The sequence below is a fragment of the Catenuloplanes indicus genome, assembly GCF_030813715.1.
Taxonomy (GTDB): domain Bacteria; phylum Actinomycetota; class Actinomycetes; order Mycobacteriales; family Micromonosporaceae; genus Catenuloplanes; species Catenuloplanes indicus.
The window spans coordinates 8532855-8553708 of record NZ_JAUSUZ010000001.1 but is presented as its reverse complement, the minus strand read 5'-3'; the positions used below and the strand labels follow the sequence as shown (position 1 = coordinate 8553708).

The window sequence follows — 20854 nt, the reverse complement described above, 5'->3', positions numbered from 1 at the left end:
ATCCCTACCGCACTCCGGCCCACCATTCTGCCGGGTACGCCGGAGCGCGCGGCACTCAGTCCGCGGTGAGGCGCCCGGCCAGCGAGTGCGCTGCCGCGGTGACCAGCGCGCGGTCGTAGCTGACCACGAACTCGAACTCGCGGTCGCCGTCCGGGCCGTCGTCACCGAGGTCGCGGGCCATCAGGGCGCCGCAGGTGTGCGCGCCCAGCACCACCACGGTCCACTCGCTGGACAGCGGGTCCGCCGGCGACAGCGCGACACCGCGCACGCCGGGCGCCGGACGGGCCGGCATGTCCACACCGAACGCGGCGACGAACGGCAGCGTGGCCGCGAGCCCGGTGAAGTCACGCATCGTCGACGGGCGGAAGAACCGGGCGTGCTCGAACGCGGCCAGCACGATCGGCGGCACCGCGGCCTGCCGGGCCGTCGTCTCCAGCGTCTTCGACAGCGGGATGAGCAGATGCTTGGGCGCGCGCCGGACCCGCCGCCGGTAACCGATCAGCTCGTACGGGGTGGCCCGCAACGCCGGCCCGATCGAGCGGGCGGTGAACCGCTCCGGCGCGAACGTGGTCCGCGACATGCCGCGGTCGCCGCGGCCCCACAGCCATCCCTGACCCAGCGTGGCGCCGAGCACCAGCGCGCGGGTCAGGTCCTCCGGCGTCTCGATGCCCTCGGCGACGACCTCGGCACCGCTCTGCTCCGCGTACGCCTGAACCGCACCGGCCACGGTCACCGTGGCCGGGTCCTTGACCGTGCGCAGCAGGCGCAGGTCCAGCTTGACCACCTCGGGGCGCAGCAGCGGGATGAAGGCGAGCGACGCCGGTTCCGCGCCGACGTCGTCCAGCGCGACGGCGCATCCGGCGGCGCGCAGCCGTTCCGCGCCGGCCAGCACACCGGCGAGGTCGGCGGCCAGCGCCCGCTCGGTGATCTCGACGACCACCTGGACGTGCTCGGCGCGGGCGGCGAGCGCGTCCAGGACGACGTCCAGGTGGTCGGTGAGCGTGCGCGGCTCGAGGTTGACGAACAGCGTCACGGCCTGGCCGTCCGACGACGCGGCCGCACCGGCCAGCGACGCGCGCAGCGAGGCGTGTTCCAGGTCGGCGAGGCGGCCGGTGGACCGCGCGGCGTCGAGCAGCGCCATCGGCGAGGCCCACCGGGTCGCCACGGGGCCGCGCAGCAACGACTCGTAGGCGGTGACGGCACCGGAGTCCAGATCGATGAACGGCTGGAAGACGGTGTGCAGGCCGCCGTCCCGCAGCAGGCCGGCGAGATCCGGGCCGGCGCCGGTGCCGGCGACCGGGAGGGAGGGGGTGCCCGATATGGCGCTCACCCCGGCTCTATCGGCAGCCGGTCCATCCGCCTGAGGCAAGGCGAGCCGGCCGTCCGAGGCGAGGCCGGCCCGGCCGCCCGTGGCAGGACCGGCACCGCAGCCGCGCGTGGCTGCGGTGCCGGCCGTCCGGTGCGGCGGGGTCAGTCCGTCTCGGTCGGGGCCGGCTCGACCGTCTCGGTCGGGGCCGGCGACACGGACGGAGACACGGACGGAGACACCGACGGAGACACCGACGGGGTCGGGCGCGGCCGCGGGCGCTCCGGGCGCGGCTTGACCCGGGACTTGCGGTCCTCGCTGGTGCGGTCGTTGCCGCGGCGGTCGACTGCGCGGACCTTCCACCGGACCTCGCCGCCGCTGTAGGCGGACAGGTCGGCGGTCAGCTGGTACGGCGCGGTGGTGTCGGTCGCGACGACCTTGCCGCGGACCAGCAGCGACACGCCCCGCACGCCGGAGGAGTCGGACGCGCTGACCGACACCGTGAGCGTGCTGTTCTCCATCGCGTACGACGTGACGGTCAGCCGGGGCGGCGTACGGTCACCGCCCTTGCGTGCCTGGGCGGCGGAGGCCGGCACGGTCAGCAGCCCTCCGGCGAGCACGGCGGCGATGGCGGCGGATGCGGCTCTGCGCATGGACGGTCTCCTCATGACGTTCTTCCGACGAACCCGGGGACCGCCGCTTCGGCCGTTGCCGCGTGGACCTGAGGATTTCCTCGCGCGAAGCTGAGGACGGCGTCAGTTCGCGGCCGCGTCCAGCCAGCTGTACCGGAGACGGAGCGCTCGTTCGGTGCTGGCCAGCACGACCGCCACGCCGAGCGCGACGTTGAGCCACACCGGTAGGTCGATCGGCGAGGTGTACGTCCCGAACCGGTCCTCCAGCGGCGGCACGCGCAGGATCGGCTCGGCCAGCTGCGGCAGCGTGAGGCCGAGCGACACGATCAGCAGGACCAGCGAGATCGCGCCGAGGCCGCGGCTGAGCACCGGGTGCCGCCGCGCGAATCGCGCCCGGCGGCCCTCGGCCGAGCGCGGGTCCGGGACCAGCTGGAACTCGGCACCCGCGTCGGTGACGTAGTGGCAGCGCCGGAGCCCGAAGCCGGACACGTCCACCTCGATCACGCCGCCGGGGACCGGGAGGATCGCGGGCACCCGCGACTCGGCGAGCTGCAGGCCGTCCCGGTAGAGGTAGACCTTGGCGTAGCCGTCGTCGTCGGACCGCCAGTGCCGCACGTCGACCGCGTAGACGGCATCCGGCAGCGTCAGGTACAGCAGCGACCGGGACAGCGGCTGCCACCAGCGGAACCGTTTCAGCGGGCGGCCGCTCCCGGGCCGGACCCGCCGCAGCGCCCGGTCCCGGCGCCATTCCTTCAACATCGGGCCAGTAGAAACCGTGTCCTCGGGGCAGGGTCAACCGGACGGTGGAAAGCGGCCTGGGCCGTCCGGACAGCCGGGATGGATCAACGACCCGTTCCGGTCCCGTCGCAAATTTGACTAACCTGCCCTGAGTGGTCGAAACGGCGGAGCGGGCGCCACGGGGCGGCGTACTCCGCCGGAAGGGGCTGTTCGACCTCCGACTGGCGGCGGGCCGCGGTGCACGCGCGGCCTCGCCGCCGACCGGACCACGATCCTGAGTGATCACTCCGACGCCTGATCGGGCGACCCCCGGACGCGCTGTCCGTCGCGGGAATCCAGCCGAGACTACCGTCCGTGTTCGCCTGACCGCGCGAACTGTGTGACGTGCGGCAACCGATCGTGGCGAGGAGGACGAGCGGTGCCCGACGAGCGCCCGGTGGACATGTTGCGGCAGCGGCTTCGCCGCCTGCACACCAGTGCCGGACTCCCGAAGGCCGACAGCCTGAAGGATCACGCGCATCGCCGGGGGCACCGGGTCAGCCGATCAGCGCTCGCCGCGGTCACCGGCGGCTCCGGCGGGATGCGCTGGGCCACGGTCGAGGCGTTCATCGACGGGTGCGCCGGCTACGCAGCCAGCCGGCAACGGCCGCTAGCGGCGCAGGAGCTGACCATGACGGCCTGGCGTGAGCTGTACGAACGGGCGTTCCCGCGGCAGCGCGGCGCCGTCCGTGACGCGGACCGGTGCCGGATCGGCGCGGTGCCCCGCCCGGCCGACGGCCATCAGCCGCGCGCGTCGGTGCGCGGCATCGCGGCGCGGCCGGGCCGCTGGGTGCTGACCGGGCCGGGCGGCGCCGGCAAGACTCAGGCGGCCGTGCACCTTGCCGAGGAGCTGTGGCGGGGGCGCGAGATCGACCTGCTGCTCTGGATCCCGGCCGGTTCCCAGGAGCAGATCATCAGCGGGTACGGCCGGGCCGCCGCCGAACTGGGCCGGCCGCTGCCGGACGCGCTCGCCGGCGAGGGCCGCCGCTGGCTGGTGGTGCTGGACGACGTCACGGACGTGGCCGACCTGGAAGGGCTGCTGCCCCCGCCGGGCGGGCGCACCGTGATCACCACCCGGCTGCCGGCCGCGGCCGTGCAGGGCCGGGACGTGTCACTGCCCGCGTTCACCCGCACCGAGGCGCGCGACTTCCTGCACGCCCGGCTGGCCCGGCGCCCGGACCTGGCCGACGACCCGGACGGCGTCGCGGCGGACCTCGGCGGGCTGCCGCTCGCGGTCGCGCTGGCCGGTGCGGTCATGGCCGAGGAGACGCTGCCCTGTTCGTGGTACCGGCGCCGGCTGGCCGCGCGCGGCACCGGCGTGCACCGCGACCCGGAGCGGGCGGTCGCGGCGTCGCTGGCGCTCGCGGTCGAGGCCGCGGACCGCGCCGAACCGGCCGGGCTGGCCACGCCACTGCTGGCGCTGTCCGCGGTGCTGGACCCGGCCGGCATCCCGGTGCCGGTGCTGCTCACCGCGACGGCCCGGGACTGGCTGGGCACGCACGCGGCCGCGGCCGGCGGGCTGGACGCGGCCGACGTCCGCGCCGGGCTGGCCGCGCTGCACCGGCTCGGCCTGGTCGTCGCGGACGAGACCACGGTGACGCTGCATCCGCTGGTCCGCCGGCTGCTGCTGGACGACCTGTCCGCGGCCGAACTGGCGGACGCGGCCACGGCCGCGGCGGAGGCGACGCTGGAGGCGTGGCCGGACCAGGAGCGCGATCCCGGCTACGCGGCACGGCTGCGGGCCGGCGTGGACGCACTGCTCGGCGCGGCCGGGGACGCGGTGGCGCTGCACCCGGTGCGGGCACGCGCGTGCCACAGCCGGGGCACGTCCGGCGACCCGGCGGGCGCGGCCGCGGCCGGTGCCCGGCTGGCCGCGGACACCGGCCGGCTGCTCGGCGCGGACCACCCGCGGGCGCTGCTGGCGCGCGGGAACGCGGCCCGCTGGCTGGGCGAGTCCGGTGACGCGGACGGCGCGATCGCGGCGTACGAGGTGCTGCTCGCGGCGTCGGCGCAGGTGCTCGGCGCACACCACGCGAACACGTGGACGTGCCGGAGCAACCTCGCGTACGCCCGCGGGCTGGCCGGGGACTCCGCCGGTGCGGCGGCCGCGTTCGCGGCCCTGCTGGCGGACTGCGAGGCGGTGCTCGGTCCCGAGCACCCGGGCACCGCCTCCGCACGCGCGAACCTGGCCCGCTGGCGCACCACCGCCGCACCCGCCGAGGCCTCCTGACCGGCGGCGGGCGGCGACCGCCCGGACCCTGAGCCCGGCCGCGGGATCAGAAGCGGTACGGGTGGGCCGGGCCGGCGGGCCAGCCCGGGTCGCCGGTGGCGGTGAAGCGCAGCCAGGCGGCGCGCATCGGGGCACCGTCCGCGTCGATCTCGGGCCAGGAGCGGCCGTTCAGGATCGGCGCGCCGGCCCAGTCCGGCTCCGTGCCGAGCAGCCACGGCAGCTCGCCGCAGTGTGCGCCGCGCAGCGGTAGTGCGGGGCCGGGCGCGCCGATCCGGTACGTGTGCACGCGAGCGCCGCCCGCGGCCATCAGCTCGGCGAACCGCTGCGTGGGGCGGGCGAAGACGCGGGCGGTCGACGTCCGTTCCAGGCCCGGCACGGTGGCCAGCGGCGTGTTGCGGAAGAAGTAGGCGAGCTCGCGTTCCGCCGTACCCGCGATGATCTGGAGGTTCTCGGCGTTCGCCAGCGCCTCGGCACGCCAGGCGTCCGGTGCGGGCAGCGGGTCCGCGCCCGCGACCGGCATGAACGCCGGCACCAGCCCGCCGACCGTGCGCACGGCCAGGTCACGTTCGGCGCGTTCCTGCGCGGCCACGATGTCCGCGACGCTCGCGGCGCGCGGGTCGGTACCGAGCCGGCGCAGGAACGCGGCGGACGCGCGCGCGGACGCGGCCGGTGAGCCCAGCCCGAGGCCGAGCGGCGGGCTCTGCACGATCGCGCGGTGGAACAGCCCGCGCGCGGCCGGCGTGCCGATCAGGCAGACGACCGCGTGCGCGCCGGACGAGTGGCCGGCCAGCGTGATGCGGTCCGGGTCGCCGCCCAGGCCCGCGATGTTGTCCCGGATCCAGCGCAGCGCGGTCACCTGGTCGGCGAGCCCGAGGTTGCCGGGTGCGAGGCCGGGCAGGCGCAGCCAGCCGAGCGCGCCGGTCCGGCTGCCGACGCCGACCACCACGGTGTCGCCCTCGCGGGCCAGCCGGCGTACGTCGTACCGGCCCCAGGCGGCGCTGCCGGAGCGGTAGCCGCCGCCGTGCAGAAAAACCAGCACCGGGCGGCGGCGGTCGTCCGCGGCCGGGGTGGCGACGGTGAGCCGCAGGCAGTCCTCGGTCAGCGTGCCGACCGTGATCACGCCGAGCGGGGACGTGGGCCGGGACGCGGGCTGCGGTGGCACGCCCACGTCGGCGAGCGCGTCCCGCTCGCCGTCCCACGGCGCCTCGGGCTCCGGTGCGGCGAAGCGGGCCGCGGTCGCGTACCGGACGCCGCGCAGCACGGTCAGGCCGCGCTCCCGGCGCCCGCGCAGCAGGCCGCCGGTGACGCGCACCGGCGTGGCCGTCCACGGTTCGTCGTCCGCGGATCGGTGCGCGCCCGGTGTGGTCGTGGTCATCGTCGCGGAACTCCTCGGTCGCCCCCGGCCGTCGGAGGTCTCGAGGGAGACGGTGCCATGCGGCGGGCGGCGTCCGGCGGAGGGCCCCGGCGAGCGTGCGCCGGAGCCCTCTGGTCCGTACCGCGGGGTGTCAGTCGCGGGCCGGCAGGCCCTCGGCCGGGATCAGCTCCGGCTCCTCGATCTCCGGCCGTCCCTCGCGCAGGTGGCGGTTGTTCCGCGGCTCCTGGCGGGACTTCTGGTCGTTGAGCTTGCGGCGCAGGTCGTCACGCACGTCGTTCAGCGCGGCGTGCAGGTCCTCCTCGGCCGAGGTGGTGACGATCTTCGGGCGGCCGGCGATCCAGCACTCCAGCGTGACCTTCTGGCCCTTCGCCTCGCGGTCCTTGACCGACACCTCCAGCTCGGTGGCGTCGACGTCGAACGAGGCGAGGCGCGCGTCCAGCGTGGCGAACTGCTCGGCGATCCAGTTCCGGTCCCCCTGGGAGAATCCGGCGCCGACCCGCAGACAGGTGGCGACGGTGGCCGGGCTCGCGGCGGTAGTCATGGCAGCTCCTCACGTACGTTCCGGTACGGCATGCCGCGGGCCGTGGCGGCCCCGCGGTGACCGGTCACATACCCCTTCTGCGGCGATCCAATACGCATTGGCTGCTATTTTGTGCATGTGAAAATCGAAGCATTCCAATTCGTCGCTGCGTGTCGGACACACGACAACAACAGGCGCCAGACCAGGAGTTTCTTAACCGGCACGTGACAATCCGGGATTAGGGTCCATGCCAATTGATCGCCATCACAGCGTTGCTCCCGGTTTCCGGGGAATTCCGGAGGTGCGGCATGTCGGAGATCCCGGTCACATCATTGACCATCGGAATCGCGGCCACGCCGGACGACCGTCGCCGCCTGGCCCGGCTGCTCGGCGACACCGAGGCCTTCCTGATCGTCTCCAGCGTCGACCAGGCCCGGCGGTTCCTGGACATCGTCGGCTCGCCCGAGTCGACCATGATCACGACGCTGGCCGCGGCCGCGCCGGTGCCGGCCGCCCCGGTCCGGCCCACCGCCGGTGAGCCACCGGCGCTGCGCGTCGACTCGGACCGGCGCGTGCTGCGCTGGCAGGACCGCGAGGTCGGCCTCACGCCGCTGGAGCACGACTTCCTGAACTGTCTGGTCGGCTCGCCCGGCCAGGTGTGGACGTACAAGCAGCTGCACCTTGAGGTCTGGGGCAACGAGCACCTCGGCCGCGGCTCCGACCTGCACTCCGTGGTCCGCCGCGTCCGTCGCAAGCTGGCCGGGCTGGGTACCTCGGCCCGCATCCTCTCGGTGCGCGGCGTCGGCTTCCGCTACGCCTCGCACTGAGGCCTCAGCGGTACGCGGCGGCCTGCACGGCGTAGAGCGCCGCGTACGCGCCGCCCGCGGCCAGCAGGCTGTCGTGATCACCGGCCTCGGCGACCCGGCCGTCGCGCAGCACCACGATCAGGTCGGCGGTGCGCACGGTGGAGAACCGGTGCGAGACGAACACGGTGATCGCACCGGCCCGCGCCGCGACCGCCGAGGCCTGTGCCGCGTACCGGTCGAACAGCCGGTGCTCGGCGTCCGGGTCAAGCGCGGACGCGGGCTCGTCCAGGACCAGCAGCAGCGGGGTACGCCGCATGAACGCCCGCCCGAGCGCCAGCCGCTGCCACTGCCCGCCGGACAGCCCGGTGCCGTCGGCGTGGGCGGTGCCCAGCGGCGAGTCCAGGCCACGCGGGAGCGCGTCCACCAGCGCCTCGGCCCCGGCCCGGGACAGCGCGTCGCGTACCGCCGGCTCGTCGCCGAGCCGCGGCAGGTCGCCCACGCCCACTGCCTCCCGGACCGGGAACTCGAAGCGGACGTGGTCCTGGAAACCGGCCGACAGCCGCTCCCGCCAGCGGGCCGCCGGGATGTCCCGCAGGTCCACGCCGTCGATCAGGATCCGGCCGGTGGTCGGCCGGTACAGGCCGCACAACAGCTTGATCAGCGTCGACTTGCCGGCCCCGTTCTCGCCGATCACCGCGACCGTGGCACCGGCCGGCAGCGTCAGGTGCACGTCGGAGAGCACCGGCCGGTCCGCGCCCGGCCGCCGGAACGAGACGCCGTCGAGGGTGATGCCGGCCCGCAGCCGGTCCGGCACCTCGCCGTCGCCGGTACCGCCGGTGCCCGCGACCGCGGCCCGCACCTCGTCCGCGTGCCGGTACGCGGTGTCGATCCGCTGCAGGTCCCGCACCAGCGCCACCGCGCTGGTGACCTGCGCGTTGACCTGCACGGCCAGCGCGACCACGAGCACCACGGTCCCGGCGCCGGCGGCCCGGTCGACCGCGACCAGCACGGCCGCGCCGTACGCCAGCGCGAACAGTGCCTGACCGGCCGCGCGGATGCCGGCGGCGCGCACCTGGCCCGCGGTGAGCCGGCCGGTGGCGGTGCGCCACAGCGCCGCGTGCCGGTCCAGCAGGTGCCCGCCCGCGCCGGCGACGCGCAGTTCACCGGCGTACTGCACGGAGGTGACCAGCCCGAACAGGTGCCGCGCCACCCGGATCGGCTCGGCCGCCGCGGTCCGGGACCGGTCCAGCACCCGCTCGGCCAGCCGGGCCGCGGCCAGCGGCGGCAGCACCGCCAGCGGCAGGAACAGCAGCAGCGGGCTGACCCGGGCGAGCAGCACCGCGGTGACCGGCACGGCCAGCAGCAGCCCGCCGAGGCCGAGCACCGCGCCCAGCCCGGTGTGGAACTGCCGGCTCTCCCGCTGCAACAGCGTGAACCGGTCGGCCAGCTCCGCGCGCTCGTGGTGCGCGATGCCGTCCGAGCCGTTGGAGAGCGCGGCCAGGTCCCGGTCGAAGTCGAGCTCGGCCAGTTCGGACAGTTCGAACCAGAAGACGTGGCCGAAGTGACTGCACGTCAGCGCGGCCACGGCCAGCACGGCCACGGCGGCACCGGCCGCGGCCGCGACCGCGGGGCGGCCGGTGAGCACCGCGCCGGTCATCGTGGCGAGCGCGGCCGCGATCAGCGGGCCGGCCAGCGCGCCGCCGAGCGCGAAACCGGCCGCGGTCAGGATGCGGCGCGGGTCGGCACGCCACGCGTTGCGCAGCAGCAGGACGGCCGTGGAGATCATGCGGGTACCTGCCGGTCGTCGAAGCGGGCGGCCTGCAGGCCGTACATCCGCGCGTAGTGGCCGCCGCGCGCGATCAGCTCGTCGTGGGTGCCGCGTTCGGCGACCCGGCCCTCGGCCAGGACCACGATGTGGTCGGCGTGCCGGACGGTGGCGAACCGGTGCGACACCAGCACGGTGGTCGCGCCCCGGGTCAGCGTGGCGAACTCGTCGAAGAACCGGGCCTCGGTGCGGACGTCCAGGCTGGCCGTGGGCTCGTCGAGGACCAGCACACGGGCGCCGTGCCGGAGCGCGAACACGGCCCGGGCCAGCGCGATCCGCTGCCACTGGCCGCCGGACAGGCCGGTCCCGCCGGTCAGGTGCGGCGCGAGCGGCGTGTCCAGCCCCGCGGGCAGCCGGTCCAGGTCGGCGGCGATCCCGGCCGCCTCGGCCGCGGCCCGGATCCCGGCCCGGTCGTCGAGGAAATCCGCGGCGCCGAGCCCGATGTTGTCCGCCGCGGACGTCTCGTACCGGGCGAAGTCCTGGAACGTGACCGCGATCCGGCGCCGCCAGGCCGCGACGTCGATGCCGGCCAGGTCCATGCCGTCGACCAGGATCCGGCCGCTGTCCGGGTCGTGCAGCCGGGACAGCAGTTTGATCAGCGTGGACTTGCCCGCGCCGTTCACGCCGACGATCGCGGTGCACCGCCCGGCCGGCAGCGTGAGGTCGAGCCGGTTCAGCACCGGCCGGTCCCGGCCGGGGTAGGCGAAGCTCACGCCGTCGAACCGGATCGCGTCCCGCACGCCGGGCGCCGGGCCGGACCCGGCCGGTGCGGGGTCGCCGGCCTGCCGGACGAAGCGGCCGACCGCGTCGTACGCGCGCATCCCGACCGTGAGCTGCAGGTCCACCTCCGGGTAGAACTCGCCGAGCCGGACCGCGCCGAGCGTGGCGAGCACCGTCAGGAAGAACGCGGTGGCGGGCAGGTGCCCGCCGGTCGCGCCGAGCGCGGCCAGGACCAGGGCCACGGCGGGTACGCCGACCGCGGTGACCCGGTAGAACGGTGCCAGGTAGGCGGCCCGGCGTGCCGCCCAGAGCGGGGTCAGCCAGGCGTGGTAGGCGGCGCCGAGCCGCTCGTGCAGCCAGCCGCCGAGCCCGAAGACCCGGATCTCCTTGCCGGCGTCCGGCGCGACGGACAGCCGCCGCAGGTAGTCGATCTCCCGTTCCGGGCCGGCCAGCGCGTCCCGGGCCGCGGCGTAGCGACGCAGGCCGTACCGCTGGGCGTGCCGGAACAACAGGACCACACCGGCCAGCACGGGGCCGGCCCACCAGGCGAACGCGACCGCGACGCAGAGGCAGTAGCCGGCCCACTCCACCACCCGGGCGAGCAGCACGACCGCGGCCGCGCCCGCCTGCCCGGGACTGCGCACACCCTCCTCCAGTTCGCGCGCGGCGATCCGGAGCGCGTCCACGGTGGCCGGCCGGGTCAGCGGCGTGAGGCCGGGGCCGGCGAGCGCGGCATTCATCATCCGCGCGGTCACCGCGCCGTCGATCCGGCGCGCGGCCAGCTCGGCCAGCGCCGTCTGCAGCTGCGCCAGCACCTCGCGGAGCAGCAGCGCGCCGGTCGCGACCACGAACCAGACCAGCAGCCGCGGGCCTCGCACCGGCCCGGCCGAGGCGCCGAGGACCTGGCTGCCGGCCACCGCGAACAGCACCGGGAGCACGCCGGCGACGAGCGCGGTCGCGGTCAGCCCGGCCACCGTCCCGGCACCGGCGAGCGGCACGACCCGCAGCGCCGCGGTGCTCACCCGGAGCGCCGCGGTCATCGCCCGGCCAGCACGTCGGCGCAGCGCGGCAGGTCGAGGAACGCGGCGACGTCGTTGAGGTTGAACGGGCTGATGGTCGGCACCGCGGGCAGCAGCCGGATCAGCGGCGTCGGGTACTTCGCCACGATGTGCAGGTAGTTCGGGATCAGCGTGGCCAGGTTGTCGGCGAACACCTTCTCGTGCGGGTGGTGCAGCGCGGCGGCCTCGCGGCTGATCTCGAACCGGGCACCGGCCAGGTGCAGCCGGATGCCGAAGTCCACGTCCTCGCCGCCCCAGCTGCGGAAGTGCTCGTCGAACCCGCCCGCCGCGCGGGCCAGCGCGGTACGGACCGAGACGTTGCAGCTCCAGAACACGGTCCACGGCGCGGGCAGGCCCGCGATGTCGTCGTGGTGGCGCCGGTAGAACTCCTCGCGCATGTCCGGCCAGCGCCCGTCCGCGGCGAGCGTGGCGATCGCGGCCGCCGCGTCGGACGGGTCGATCAGCCCGATGATCGTGGCGGCGTCCTCGTTGTCCAGGTTGAAGCCCCAGACGTACCCGATCACGGCCACCTCGCCCCCGCCCCGGCCGTGCCGCTCGACGTGCGCGCGGACCAGGCCCGGATGCGCCAGCACGCCGGAGTCGAGGAACACGCTGACGTCGCCGCGGGCGTGCGACAGCCCGAGGTTGCGCGCGGCGGACACCCGGTAGCCCTCGTCCGGCTGGACGTGGTGGCTCAGGTCCAGCCGGTCACGGTACGCGTCGACCACGGCCGGGGTGTCGTCGGTGGAGCCGTCGTCGGCCACGATCACCTCGAACCGGCCGGCCGGCAGGTCCTGCCGGGCCAGCGACTCCAGCGTGTACCCGAGCAGCGCGGCCCGGTTGTAGGTCGGGATGATCACGCTGGCGCTCAGTTCGGTTGACATACCAGTTCGCTCCTGGGTTGTGCGTGCGCGGCCTCGGCGACCGCTGTGACGAAGAGGTCGATCCGGGCACGGGTGACGCCCGGTGTGCACACGATGTGGCTGAGGCCGCCGACCGACGGCATCGGCCAGTCGAGCGGTACCGGGTGCGGCGGCGTGGCGAACACGACGGTCCGGGCCTGCGGATGCGCGCGCCAGGCCGGCCAGCCGGCGGCCGTGAGCGCACGCTCGGCGTACTCGGCCGTGGACCGGCCGCGGTCGGCCAGCTCGCGCAGCCCGTCCCGGCCGTGCCGGCGCAGCAGGTACCAGAGGATCAGTGCGGCGTGCCCGCTGCGCGAGCTGCTGAGCGCGTCCGGCGCGCCGCACATCAGGTCGCCGGTGTCCGCGGCGACGCCGGGTCCGCGGCGGGCCAGGTAGACGCCGCACGGGAACGGCACGCCGAGGAACTTGTGCCCGCTGATCGACACGCTGTCCGCTCCGGCGCCGGCCAGCCCGAACGGTGGCGGCCCCGCGCTGGCCAGCGCGAGCGGCAGCCCGGCCAGCGCCGCGTCCGCGTGCACGTAGCCGCCGGTGGCGCCGGCCCGGTGCAGCGCGGCCCGGATCCGCGGCACGTCGTCGACCGCCTCGGTCAGCGTGGTGCCGACGGTGGCCAGCACGATCGCGGGCCGGCCGCGCACGAGCCGTTCCAGCGCCGGGTAGTCCATCTCGCCGCGGGCGCCGGCCGGTACCGCGACCGCCTCCATCCGCAGCAGGTCGGCCGCGCGGGCCACACTCGCGTGCGCGGCCGTGGAGTGGTAGACACGGGCGCCGGGGTGGCGGCGGCGGGCCTCCCACAGCCCGGCCAGCACGCCCTCGCCGCCGCCTGCGGTGACGTAGCCCCAGCGCTGGTCCGGTGCGGCGCCGAACACGTCGGCCAGCTCGCCGACCAGCTCGCGCTCCAGGTCCTTGGTATGCCAGGCGAACACCGGGTCGGTGCCCGGGTCGCCGTAGTTGTTCAGCTCGTAGGCGAAGAACGCGGTGAGCACGGCCGGCAGCGGCGCGGACCAGCCGGGGAAGCCGACCTTGGTCTGTTCCGCCGCGATCAGCGCGAGCAGCCGCTCGGCGAGCAGCGCGTCGGTCACCGGGCCGCCCCGCCGACCACCGCCGCGAGCGCCTGGAGCGGGTCGTGCCGGGCGAACTCGTCGCGCATGGCCCGCGCGTGCTGCCGGTACGCCGCGTCGCTCAGCACGGTGCGGACCGCGTCCCGCACCCGCTCCGGTGCGGGCCGGCCGGTGCGCAGGTCCACGCCGACGCCGGACCAGGCGACGCGCGCGGCGACCTCGGCCTTGTCCTCGGTGTCGCCGGCCACCACCAGCGGTACGCCGTGGTGCAGCGCGGTGTGCACGCCGCCGTACCCACCGTTGGTGACCAGCACGTCCGCGTACGGCAGCAGCAGGTCGAACGGGATGTAGCCCTCCACCCGGGCGTTGCCCGGCCGGTCCGGCAGCAGCCGGTGCACCTCGGCCGGGCCGTCCGGGCGCGCGGTGGCGGCCACGACCAGCGCGTCCAGTCCGTCCAGTCCGCGCATCGCCGGGACGATCAGTTCGGTCAGGTCGTCGTTGGCGAGCGTGCCCTGGGTGACCACGACCACCGGCCGTCCGGCACCCAGCTGCGGCCACCAGTCCGGCGGATCGTAGGCGCCACCGGCCGACGGCGGCAGCGCACCGGCGCACCGGAACGACGCGGGCGCGTCCGCGCGCGGGTACTCGAACGCCGGGACGGTGAGCTGGAGGTAGTGGTCGGGCGCGGTGACCGCGCAGTCGAAGATGAAGCCGGGCAGCGGCACACCGAGGCCGGCAAACGTCTTCTCGATGTCGCGCTGCATGTCCGCGTACGCCTCGCGCAGCTCGGTGTTGAGCGCGCCGATCCGGTCGCGGTCCGCGGTGTACGGCGCACCGAGCCCGAAGGGCGGCGCGTCCGCGCTGGTCAGCATGGGTGGCAGCACGCCCAGGCAGACGGTGACCGGCCGGCCGGGATGGTCGGCGAGCGAGAACGGCAGCGCGCCGAGAAAGATCGTGTCGTGCACCAGTACGTCCGCGGGGAACTCGGTGAGCAGCGCGGTCAGCTGCCGGTGCTGTGCCCCGGCCGCGTCAGCGAAGACGCGCTGCCAGAAGAACGCGTGCTGTCCCGGTCCGGGCGGCACGTCCGCGAAGCCGGGGAACGAGGCGTCCATGTCCCGGTCGTCGAAGTCGGCCTCCGGGTCGAGCGCGGCGAACCGCAGTCCGGCCGCGCGGACCCGGCCGGCGTATCGCGCGCCGGTCAGGAACAGCACGTCGTGGCCGCGGGCGGCCAGATCGGTGGCGGTGGTGAGAAGCGGGGTGACGTGTCCGTGGAAGGGCGTGGCGGCCACGATGACAGAAGTCATGGCGATCCCTATATGAGGTGCTTTGGGGTGACTGGGAGCGTTCCCAAGTGCTGGTGGCCGGAACGTTAGCACGCCTGCCCGCTATGAGGTTTTCCGTTCTCTTAAGCCGAAAGGTCACCTTTTTGGGGACGTCGACGCGAGCCACCTGCGTCTATGCGTCCCAGGCCGGCCCGAAAGCGTGACGTGACGAGCGCCACAGGGAAGGGCCCGCCCCCCGCCGCGCGGCAGGGGACGGGCCCGTGAGGGGACCGAGTGTCAGCAGGTGGTCGGGCGCAGGGCCCAGTCGACCGTGGTCGGCGAACTCGTGTTGATCTTCGCGGTCTTCGTCTGGGGCTTCCAGCCGTCCTTCGCGACGATCAGCGTGAGCGGGTTGTTGCGGTTGTCCAGCCAGTACGCGTACTTACCGGTCGCGTCCGTGGTGAACGTGAACGACTGCGCCCACGAGTCGACCTGGACGGTGGCGCCGGCCAGCGGTGCGCTGACGCCCTGGCAGTTGATCCCGGTCACGGTGCCGAGCAGCTTGCCCCAGGTCTTGGGCGGCTGGACGGTGAGCGTGACCGGCACCGGCGCCACGGTGTACGGCGTGTTCTCCTTGATCCCGATGCCCGCGGTGTACGTGCCGGGCTGCTCGACGTTCCCGGTGAGCGTGGCCGTGACCGTCACCGACTTGCCGGGCGCGAGCGTCGCGGTCGTCTTGTCCAGCGCGAGCCAGGAGACGTCCGTGCTGGTCGAGCACTCGTCGAAGCCGGGCAGCACCTCGCTCTCCGGCAGCGCGTTGAACTGCCCGGACGAGCCGCCGACCTTGTAGAAGCCGCAGGCCGCGCCGCCACGGTAGCGGGCGACGTTCGCGTTCGGCAGTGCCGACCAGGTGCCGGCGTCCGGGTCGTAGGCGAAGCCCGCGTTGGTGATCGCGCCGCCCTGCGAGCCGCCGACGACCAGCAGCTTGCCGTTGGCCACCGCGTACGACGACGCCCAGCTGTCGGCCGGTGCGTCCGCGATCGCGGTCCACGCCGTACCGTCGAAGGTGTAGGACGCCTTCTGCGAGGCGGAGCCGTCGTTGCCGCCGGTGCAGTAGATCGCGTCCGCGATCGCGCCGCACGAGCTGAACGCCACCGACTTCGGGTACGCGGCCGCGGTCGACCAGGTGTTCGTGCCCGGGTCGTAGGCGGTCACCGAGTTGGACATCGGGGTGCAGGCGGCCGTGGTGCAGCCGCCGATCGCGTAGAGCTTGCCGTCCAGCACCGCCTGACCGGCCGCGGCGCGCGGCGCCGGGTTGTCGGCCAGCTTGGCCCAGGTGTTCGCGCCCGGGTCGTAGGCCCAGGTGGTCGGCGACGGGCCGGACGCGCCCCAGCCACCGGTGACGTAGATCTTGCCGTCGATCACGCCGGCCGTCACCGCGTTCCGCGCCTCGGGCAGGTCCGCGATCCCGGACCAGGCCTGCGCCACCGGGTCGTAGACGTAGTTCTTCGCGCTGGACGCGCTGCCGTTGCCGCCGGCGATGGAGTAGGTCTTGCCGTCCAGCGACACGACCCGGTTGTCCATCACGTTGGCCGGGTAGTTGCCGATCCCGGTCCACGGTGCCGCGCTCGGCGCCGCCGCGGCCGGTGCCGCGGTGGTGCCCATCGAGGACCGGCTGGCGAACGAGGCCTGCGCGGTCAGCCGCTGCAGCGGTGCACCGGCCGCGGCCAGCAGCTGCTTGTCGGTGACCTTGGTGCCGTCCGCGCGGAGCAGTTCGAAGCCGCCGGGCCGCTCGCTGAACTCCAGCTCGACCGGCAGCCCGCCGTTGTTCTTGACGGTGATCTTCTTGCTGACCGTGCCGTCCGGCATGCGGACCGTGCCGGTGACCGCGGCCGGGGTGACCGTGATCTGGCCGGCCGCGAGCTGGAACGACGTGGTGACGACCTTGTTCGCCTTCACCGTGACGGACTTGGTCTGGGACGCGTAGTTCGGCGAGGCCGCGGTGTAGTCGATCTTCCCGGTGGCGGTGGAGACCAGCCAGAAGAAGCCGTCCTCCAGGCCCGGGTCGTCCGGCGTCGCGACGGTGACGGCCGAGGTGCCGCCGCCGGTGACGGTGGCGCCGTTGACGTACCCGCCGGTGTTCTTGTCCTCGACGTGGCCGACGACCAGGCCGCTGGTGACCGGCTTGCACGCGAACGTGGTGCCGATCAGCACGTTGTCGACCGCCCACCACCACTCGTAGCTGGCGTCGTAGTAGCGGAACCGGACCTGGACGTCCGGCTCACCGGCCGCGGTCGGGATCGGGATCTCGGTGGTGCGCGGGCCGAGCGCGTCCGTGGTCTGCCGGAGCACGTTCGTCCAGGTGGCGCCACCGTCGATGCTCAGGTCGACGTCGGCCCTGTCCGAGCCGAGCCAGTTGAAGTCCTGGTTGAACCGGATCACCGGCGCGGTCACCGCGGACAGGTTGACCACCGGGCTGACCAGCGAGGTGTCCTGTGCGCCACCGGCGCCGTACTCGTCGCTGTCGACGATGGCGAAACCGCCGGTGCCGCCGGTCTTGTTGCCCCGGTTGCCGTCGTCGGTGAACTTCCAGACCTGGCCGCGGCCGGCCGCGTCGGTCACGGTCCAGCCCGCGGGCGTGGACGCGCTGTCGAACGTCTCGTACTCGCCGTCCGAGACCCAGCCGTAGCCGGGCGCGGTGGTGCAGGCCGCGACGTCGACCGGCACGGCCTTGTCCCAGGTGACGTCCGAGACGCCGACCGTAACGTCCTCGCTGACGGTCTGGTAGCCGGGGTAGACCGGGTCGACGGTCAGCTGGTAGGTCGCGTCGGCGGGCAGGTCGAACTCGTAGTAACCGTCGGTCGGGTCGGTGTAGTCCGAGACGCCGGCCGGGCCCGCCACGCTGACCTTGGCGTACAGCGGCCAGCCGTGGCCGGAGCCGTCCGTGATCGTACCGGTGATCTTCACCTTCGGCACCTCGGCCAGCGCCACGTCGAGCGTGGTGGTGGCGTTGTTGCTGACGGTGACGGTCCGGGTGACCGTGCCGAACCCGAAGCCGGCGATCGTGACCGTGTAGTCCCCGGCCGGCAGCAGCACGCTGAACGTGCCGTCCGCGGCCGTGGTGAGCGTGCGCTCGACCGCACCGGTGACCGCGACCGTGGCACCGGCGACCGGGGCGCCGCCCGGGCCGGTGACCGTGCCGGCCAGCGTGCCGGTGTCACCGATCGGCGCCGCGTTCAGCAGCGCGAGCGCGTCCAGGCGGCCCTCGCCCCAGACGTTGTTGTCCGCGGCCGTACCGCCGCAGCTGGTGTTGTTGACGTCGATCGCGCTGCCGTCGAGCAGCGCGCGGGTGCCGGCGACGTCACCGACCAGCGCGGGCGCGGCCGACCAGAGCAGCGCGATCGCACCGGCCAGGTGCGGCGCGGCCATCGACGTGCCGGAGATGCTCTCGTAGCCGTTGCCGGGGACGCTGGAGCGCACGTTCACGCCCGGCGCGGAGATGTTCGGCTTGATCTCGCCGTTCTGCCCGGCGCCGCGCGAGGAGAAGCCCGCGATCGCGTTGTTCACGTCGTAGGCACCGGCCGAGTAGTTGCTGACCAGGCTGCCCGGCGAGCCGCTGGTGTTGCAGCCGGACAGGCCGATGTTGCCGTTGGACCAGACGCCGAAGATGCCGGACGCGGTCCAGGCGTTCGTGATGTCCTCCATGAACGGCTCGTTGGACGGCAGCCGCGTACCCCAGGAGTTGTTGATGATGTTGGGTCGCTTGCTGGCGTCCGGGTTCTGGCCGTTGAGGTCGGTCGGCTCCAGCAGCCACTGGCCGGAGGTGACCAGCGCGGCGTCGGACGGGCAGCAGCCGTTGGCCGCGATCCACTTGACGCCGGGCGCGACGCCGACCTGGTTGGCGCCGTCGGCACCGGCCATCGTGCCCATCGTGTGCGTGCCGTGGCCGTCGGTGTCGCACGGCGCGTCACCGGCACAGGCGTTGGCCGCGTCGAAGAAGTTGTAGTTGTGGTCGAACGTGCCGTCGCCGTTGTTGCCGCGGTACTTGCCGACCAGCGCGGGGTGGTCGAACTGCACGCCGGTGTCGATGTTGGCGATGACGATGTTCTCGCCGGTCACGCCGTACTGCGACCAGACGTCGTCGGCGTTGATGCTGGCGATGCCCCACTCCAGGGCGTTGACGGTCTTCTCGTCCTCGCCCGCCTTCGTCTCCGGGATCTCGTAGGCGACGCTCGGGTAGAGCCCCTCCACCTCGGGCAGCGCGGCGATCTTCTGGGCGGTCATGGTGGACCCGCCGGTCACCTTGATCGCGTTGGTGGCCCAGAACGACTGGAAGCTGGTGCCGGCCGAGGTCAGTTCCGCGCGGACCTTCTCCTGCGCGGCGTTCGCGGTCTTCTTCAGTTCCGCGGCGACCGCGGTGCCGCGCGCGTTCCAGTCCTTGGTCGCCGCGGCCTTGCCCAGGTCGGCCTTTGCGGTGAACCGGATCCAGTAGTCGGCCTCGGCCTTCGCCGCGAACTGCTGGTCCAGCGCCGCGGGGATCTTGTCCTCCTTGGCGGCGGCCTGCGCGGGCTGCGTGCCCACGACGGACACCAGGAGGCTCGCGGCCGCGACGGCGGTGGCCGCCGCGGCTCTAAGCAGGTGTGGACGATCGAACATCGATGCTGCCTCTCCTCGGTACGACTCGGGGGTTGAGCGAGTCATGCGGAGGGCGGCGGAAGTCTCGCCCGGCCGTTCGGATGATCCGTGGACGGTGACCTTCCATGCCCAGGCTCCGGTGGGATGACGCCGGAGGCCCGAAGGGACACTATGATCTAGCAGAATGGACGATCAAGACGGTACGTAAGCAACTTGTCACCAAGAGATAAGCATGCCCAGCACGACCCGAGCCCGTTGCTGATCGCGGTCGCGTCCTCCCCTGCCGATCGCCTGCGCCTGGCCGAACGCCTGGAGGGGATAGCCCCGGTACTGCTCGTCGCGGATCTGGACGAGCTGCGCCGGCTGCTGTCCACGCCGGACGAACCGTGCGCATGACAAGCGTCCGAGGTGAGCAGTTCCGGAGCATTCAGCGGGCTTGTGTCGTACTCCCAGCAGACTTTGATGTTTGAAACCGCGGCCCGTGGTTACGGTGCGGCGGCCCCGATGAGCGGGAACCAGCTGCCGTGGTCCGGCACGTTCGCCAGCACGGTGTCGTCGACGACCCGCTCCAGCAGCTCCGGGCCGACCTCGGCGACGGGCGGCGCGTGGCCCTCGACCAGCCACCGGCCGTCCGCGGTGAGCTTCACGCAGGTGTTGCCGTCCACGCAGGTCGCGGGCGAGCCGGGCGTGGTGGCGGCGGCGTGCGGCGACCAGCGCGCGTCGACCAGCCGGACCGCGATCGTGGGTACGCCGCTCTCCAGCACGTCGACCGGCATGGTGAGCCCGCGGTACTCCGGCCGCTGTGCGGTCAGCCGGATACTGCCCATCTGCTCGCTCACGCTGAGCGGCCAGTCGTCGACCGTGCCGCCGGACGTGAGCGTGAACCCGTCCGGCACGGTGACCAGGTCGATCGGCGTGGTGGCCGGGTAGGGCGCGGTCATGGTCAGGCCCTCCGCCACCGCGAGAAGATCGCCCCGGGGGTACGGCTCGGCCGCGATCATGGAGATCACCGCCCACGCGTCGTCCGCGTACTGCCAGGCCACACCGGGGCGCGGCTGCTCGTCGACGAACTCGCGCTGGTAGGGCACGTTCTCGGTCCAGAAGCCGTCCCGGCCGCGCACCGTGATCTTCTCCTGATCCAGGTAGCGCGCCGGGTCGTAGACGCCGGGCCGGTAGACGGTCAGCAGCGCGTCGTAGCCGGGCCGGGAGTCGATCACCTCGCCGTCGTCGTCCGTCAGCTCGATCAGCTCGTACGGCCGGCGGATCCACGCCTCCTGGTAGCCGGGCGTGACCAGCATCGGCTCGGAGACCTTCAGCCCACCGGCGGTGTAGCCGTGGAACGTGTAGCTGAACGGCGGCGCGGCCAGGCCCTGCGCGACCGCGTCGCCGGGCACGGCCAGCCGGCCGGTCTCCGGCTCACCGTCGGTGATCTCGATGAGGCCGGGCGCGTCGCGGGCCACGATCACGCCGGTCACCACCACGGCCGCGACCGTCAGCGTCGCGCTGATCAGCGCGATCCGGGTACCCAGGCGTTCCCGGCGCAGGTCACGGTCGGTGGGTGGCTGCTCGTACACGATGGAGGCTCCCGGTCTGGCTCCGCTGGTATGTCGCCGTCAGTAACGGCCGGGCCGGGGCCGGCGGTTCAAACCGGATCGAGGAATTTCCCGTCATCAGGCGACCGGGGTGGGCGGCAGCACGTCTGAGGAGGGAGAATTCCGGTCACTACC

General features: G+C 74.0%; 15 protein-coding genes. 3 read left to right on the top strand and 12 right to left on the bottom strand.

Going from position 1 to position 20854, the window contains the following annotated elements; all coding sequences use genetic code 11:
• Window positions 1–55: 55 nt before the first annotated feature.
• The 3 genes from J2S42_RS38435 to J2S42_RS38425 form a co-directional block, all read right to left on the bottom strand.
• Complete coding sequence (locus tag J2S42_RS38435; RefSeq protein ID WP_307247457.1) at window positions 56–1330, bottom strand: sensor domain-containing phosphodiesterase; 1275 nt, start codon at window positions 1328–1330, stop codon at window positions 56–58.
• 140 nt (window positions 1331–1470) lie between these two features.
• Window positions 1471–1959, bottom strand: coding sequence for an Ig-like domain-containing protein (locus tag J2S42_RS38430; RefSeq protein ID WP_307247455.1), 489 nt, complete (start codon window positions 1957–1959; stop codon window positions 1471–1473).
• A gap of 102 nt (window positions 1960–2061) precedes the next feature.
• Window positions 2062–2697, bottom strand: a complete 636-nt coding sequence (locus J2S42_RS38425; RefSeq protein ID WP_307247453.1) for a hypothetical protein — start codon at window positions 2695–2697, stop codon at window positions 2062–2064.
• A 397-nt stretch (window positions 2698–3094) separates the two neighbouring features.
• Between J2S42_RS38425 and J2S42_RS38420 the strand changes: the two genes are divergently transcribed.
• Entirely contained in the window at window positions 3095–4945 is a 1851-nt protein-coding gene (locus J2S42_RS38420; RefSeq protein ID WP_307247451.1) for a tetratricopeptide repeat-containing protein, read from the top strand.
• A gap of 46 nt (window positions 4946–4991) precedes the next feature.
• Here the strand turns inward: J2S42_RS38420 and J2S42_RS38415 are convergent, their stop codons facing one another.
• Window positions 4992–6320 carry a carboxylesterase family protein gene (locus J2S42_RS38415; protein ID WP_307247449.1) on the bottom strand — a complete coding sequence of 443 codons (1329 nt, stop codon included), beginning with the start codon at window positions 6318–6320 and terminating at the stop codon, window positions 4992–4994.
• A 130-nt stretch (window positions 6321–6450) separates the two neighbouring features.
• Window positions 6451–6861, bottom strand: coding sequence for an HPF/RaiA family ribosome-associated protein (locus J2S42_RS38410; protein WP_307247447.1), 411 nt, complete (start codon window positions 6859–6861; stop codon window positions 6451–6453).
• Window positions 6862–7148: 287 nt separating this feature from the next.
• Here J2S42_RS38410 and J2S42_RS38405 point away from each other — a divergent pair, with 287 nt between their 5' ends.
• Window positions 7149–7667 carry a winged helix-turn-helix domain-containing protein gene (locus J2S42_RS38405; protein WP_307247446.1) on the top strand — a complete coding sequence of 173 codons (519 nt, stop codon included), beginning with the start codon at window positions 7149–7151 and terminating at the stop codon, window positions 7665–7667.
• A gap of 4 nt (window positions 7668–7671) precedes the next feature.
• Here the strand turns inward: J2S42_RS38405 and J2S42_RS38400 are convergent, their stop codons facing one another.
• The 6 genes from J2S42_RS38400 to J2S42_RS38375 form a co-directional block, all read right to left on the bottom strand.
• Window positions 7672–9432 carry an ATP-binding cassette domain-containing protein gene (locus J2S42_RS38400; RefSeq protein WP_307247444.1) on the bottom strand — a complete coding sequence of 587 codons (1761 nt, stop codon included), beginning with the start codon at window positions 9430–9432 and terminating at the stop codon, window positions 7672–7674.
• Window positions 9429–11231, bottom strand: a complete 1803-nt coding sequence (locus J2S42_RS38395; RefSeq protein ID WP_307247442.1) for an ABC transporter ATP-binding protein — start codon at window positions 11229–11231, stop codon at window positions 9429–9431. The genes J2S42_RS38400 and J2S42_RS38395 overlap by 4 nt, the downstream gene beginning before the upstream one ends.
• Entirely contained in the window at window positions 11228–12133 is a 906-nt protein-coding gene (locus tag J2S42_RS38390; RefSeq protein ID WP_307247440.1) for a glycosyltransferase, read from the bottom strand. The genes J2S42_RS38395 and J2S42_RS38390 overlap by 4 nt, the downstream gene beginning before the upstream one ends.
• Window positions 12118–13251 (bottom strand): aminotransferase class V-fold PLP-dependent enzyme, encoded by a 1134-nt coding sequence (locus J2S42_RS38385; protein ID WP_307247438.1) that lies wholly within the window; start codon window positions 13249–13251, stop codon window positions 12118–12120. The genes J2S42_RS38390 and J2S42_RS38385 overlap by 16 nt, the downstream gene beginning before the upstream one ends.
• Entirely contained in the window at window positions 13248–14534 is a 1287-nt protein-coding gene (locus J2S42_RS38380; RefSeq protein ID WP_307247435.1) for a glycosyltransferase, read from the bottom strand. The genes J2S42_RS38385 and J2S42_RS38380 overlap by 4 nt, the downstream gene beginning before the upstream one ends.
• Before the next feature lie 255 nt (window positions 14535–14789).
• Complete coding sequence (locus J2S42_RS38375; protein WP_307247433.1) at window positions 14790–19148, bottom strand: S8 family serine peptidase; 4359 nt, start codon at window positions 19146–19148, stop codon at window positions 14790–14792.
• A gap of 192 nt (window positions 19149–19340) precedes the next feature.
• Here J2S42_RS38375 and J2S42_RS38370 point away from each other — a divergent pair, with 192 nt between their 5' ends.
• On the top strand, window positions 19341–19523 hold the full coding sequence (locus tag J2S42_RS38370; protein WP_307247431.1) for a hypothetical protein: 183 nt from the start codon (window positions 19341–19343) through the stop codon (window positions 19521–19523).
• 89 nt (window positions 19524–19612) lie between these two features.
• Here J2S42_RS38370 and J2S42_RS38365 read toward each other — a convergent pair whose 3' ends face one another.
• Window positions 19613–20701, bottom strand: coding sequence for a hypothetical protein (locus J2S42_RS38365; RefSeq protein WP_307247429.1), 1089 nt, complete (start codon window positions 20699–20701; stop codon window positions 19613–19615).
• Window positions 20702–20854 lie beyond the last annotated feature (153 nt).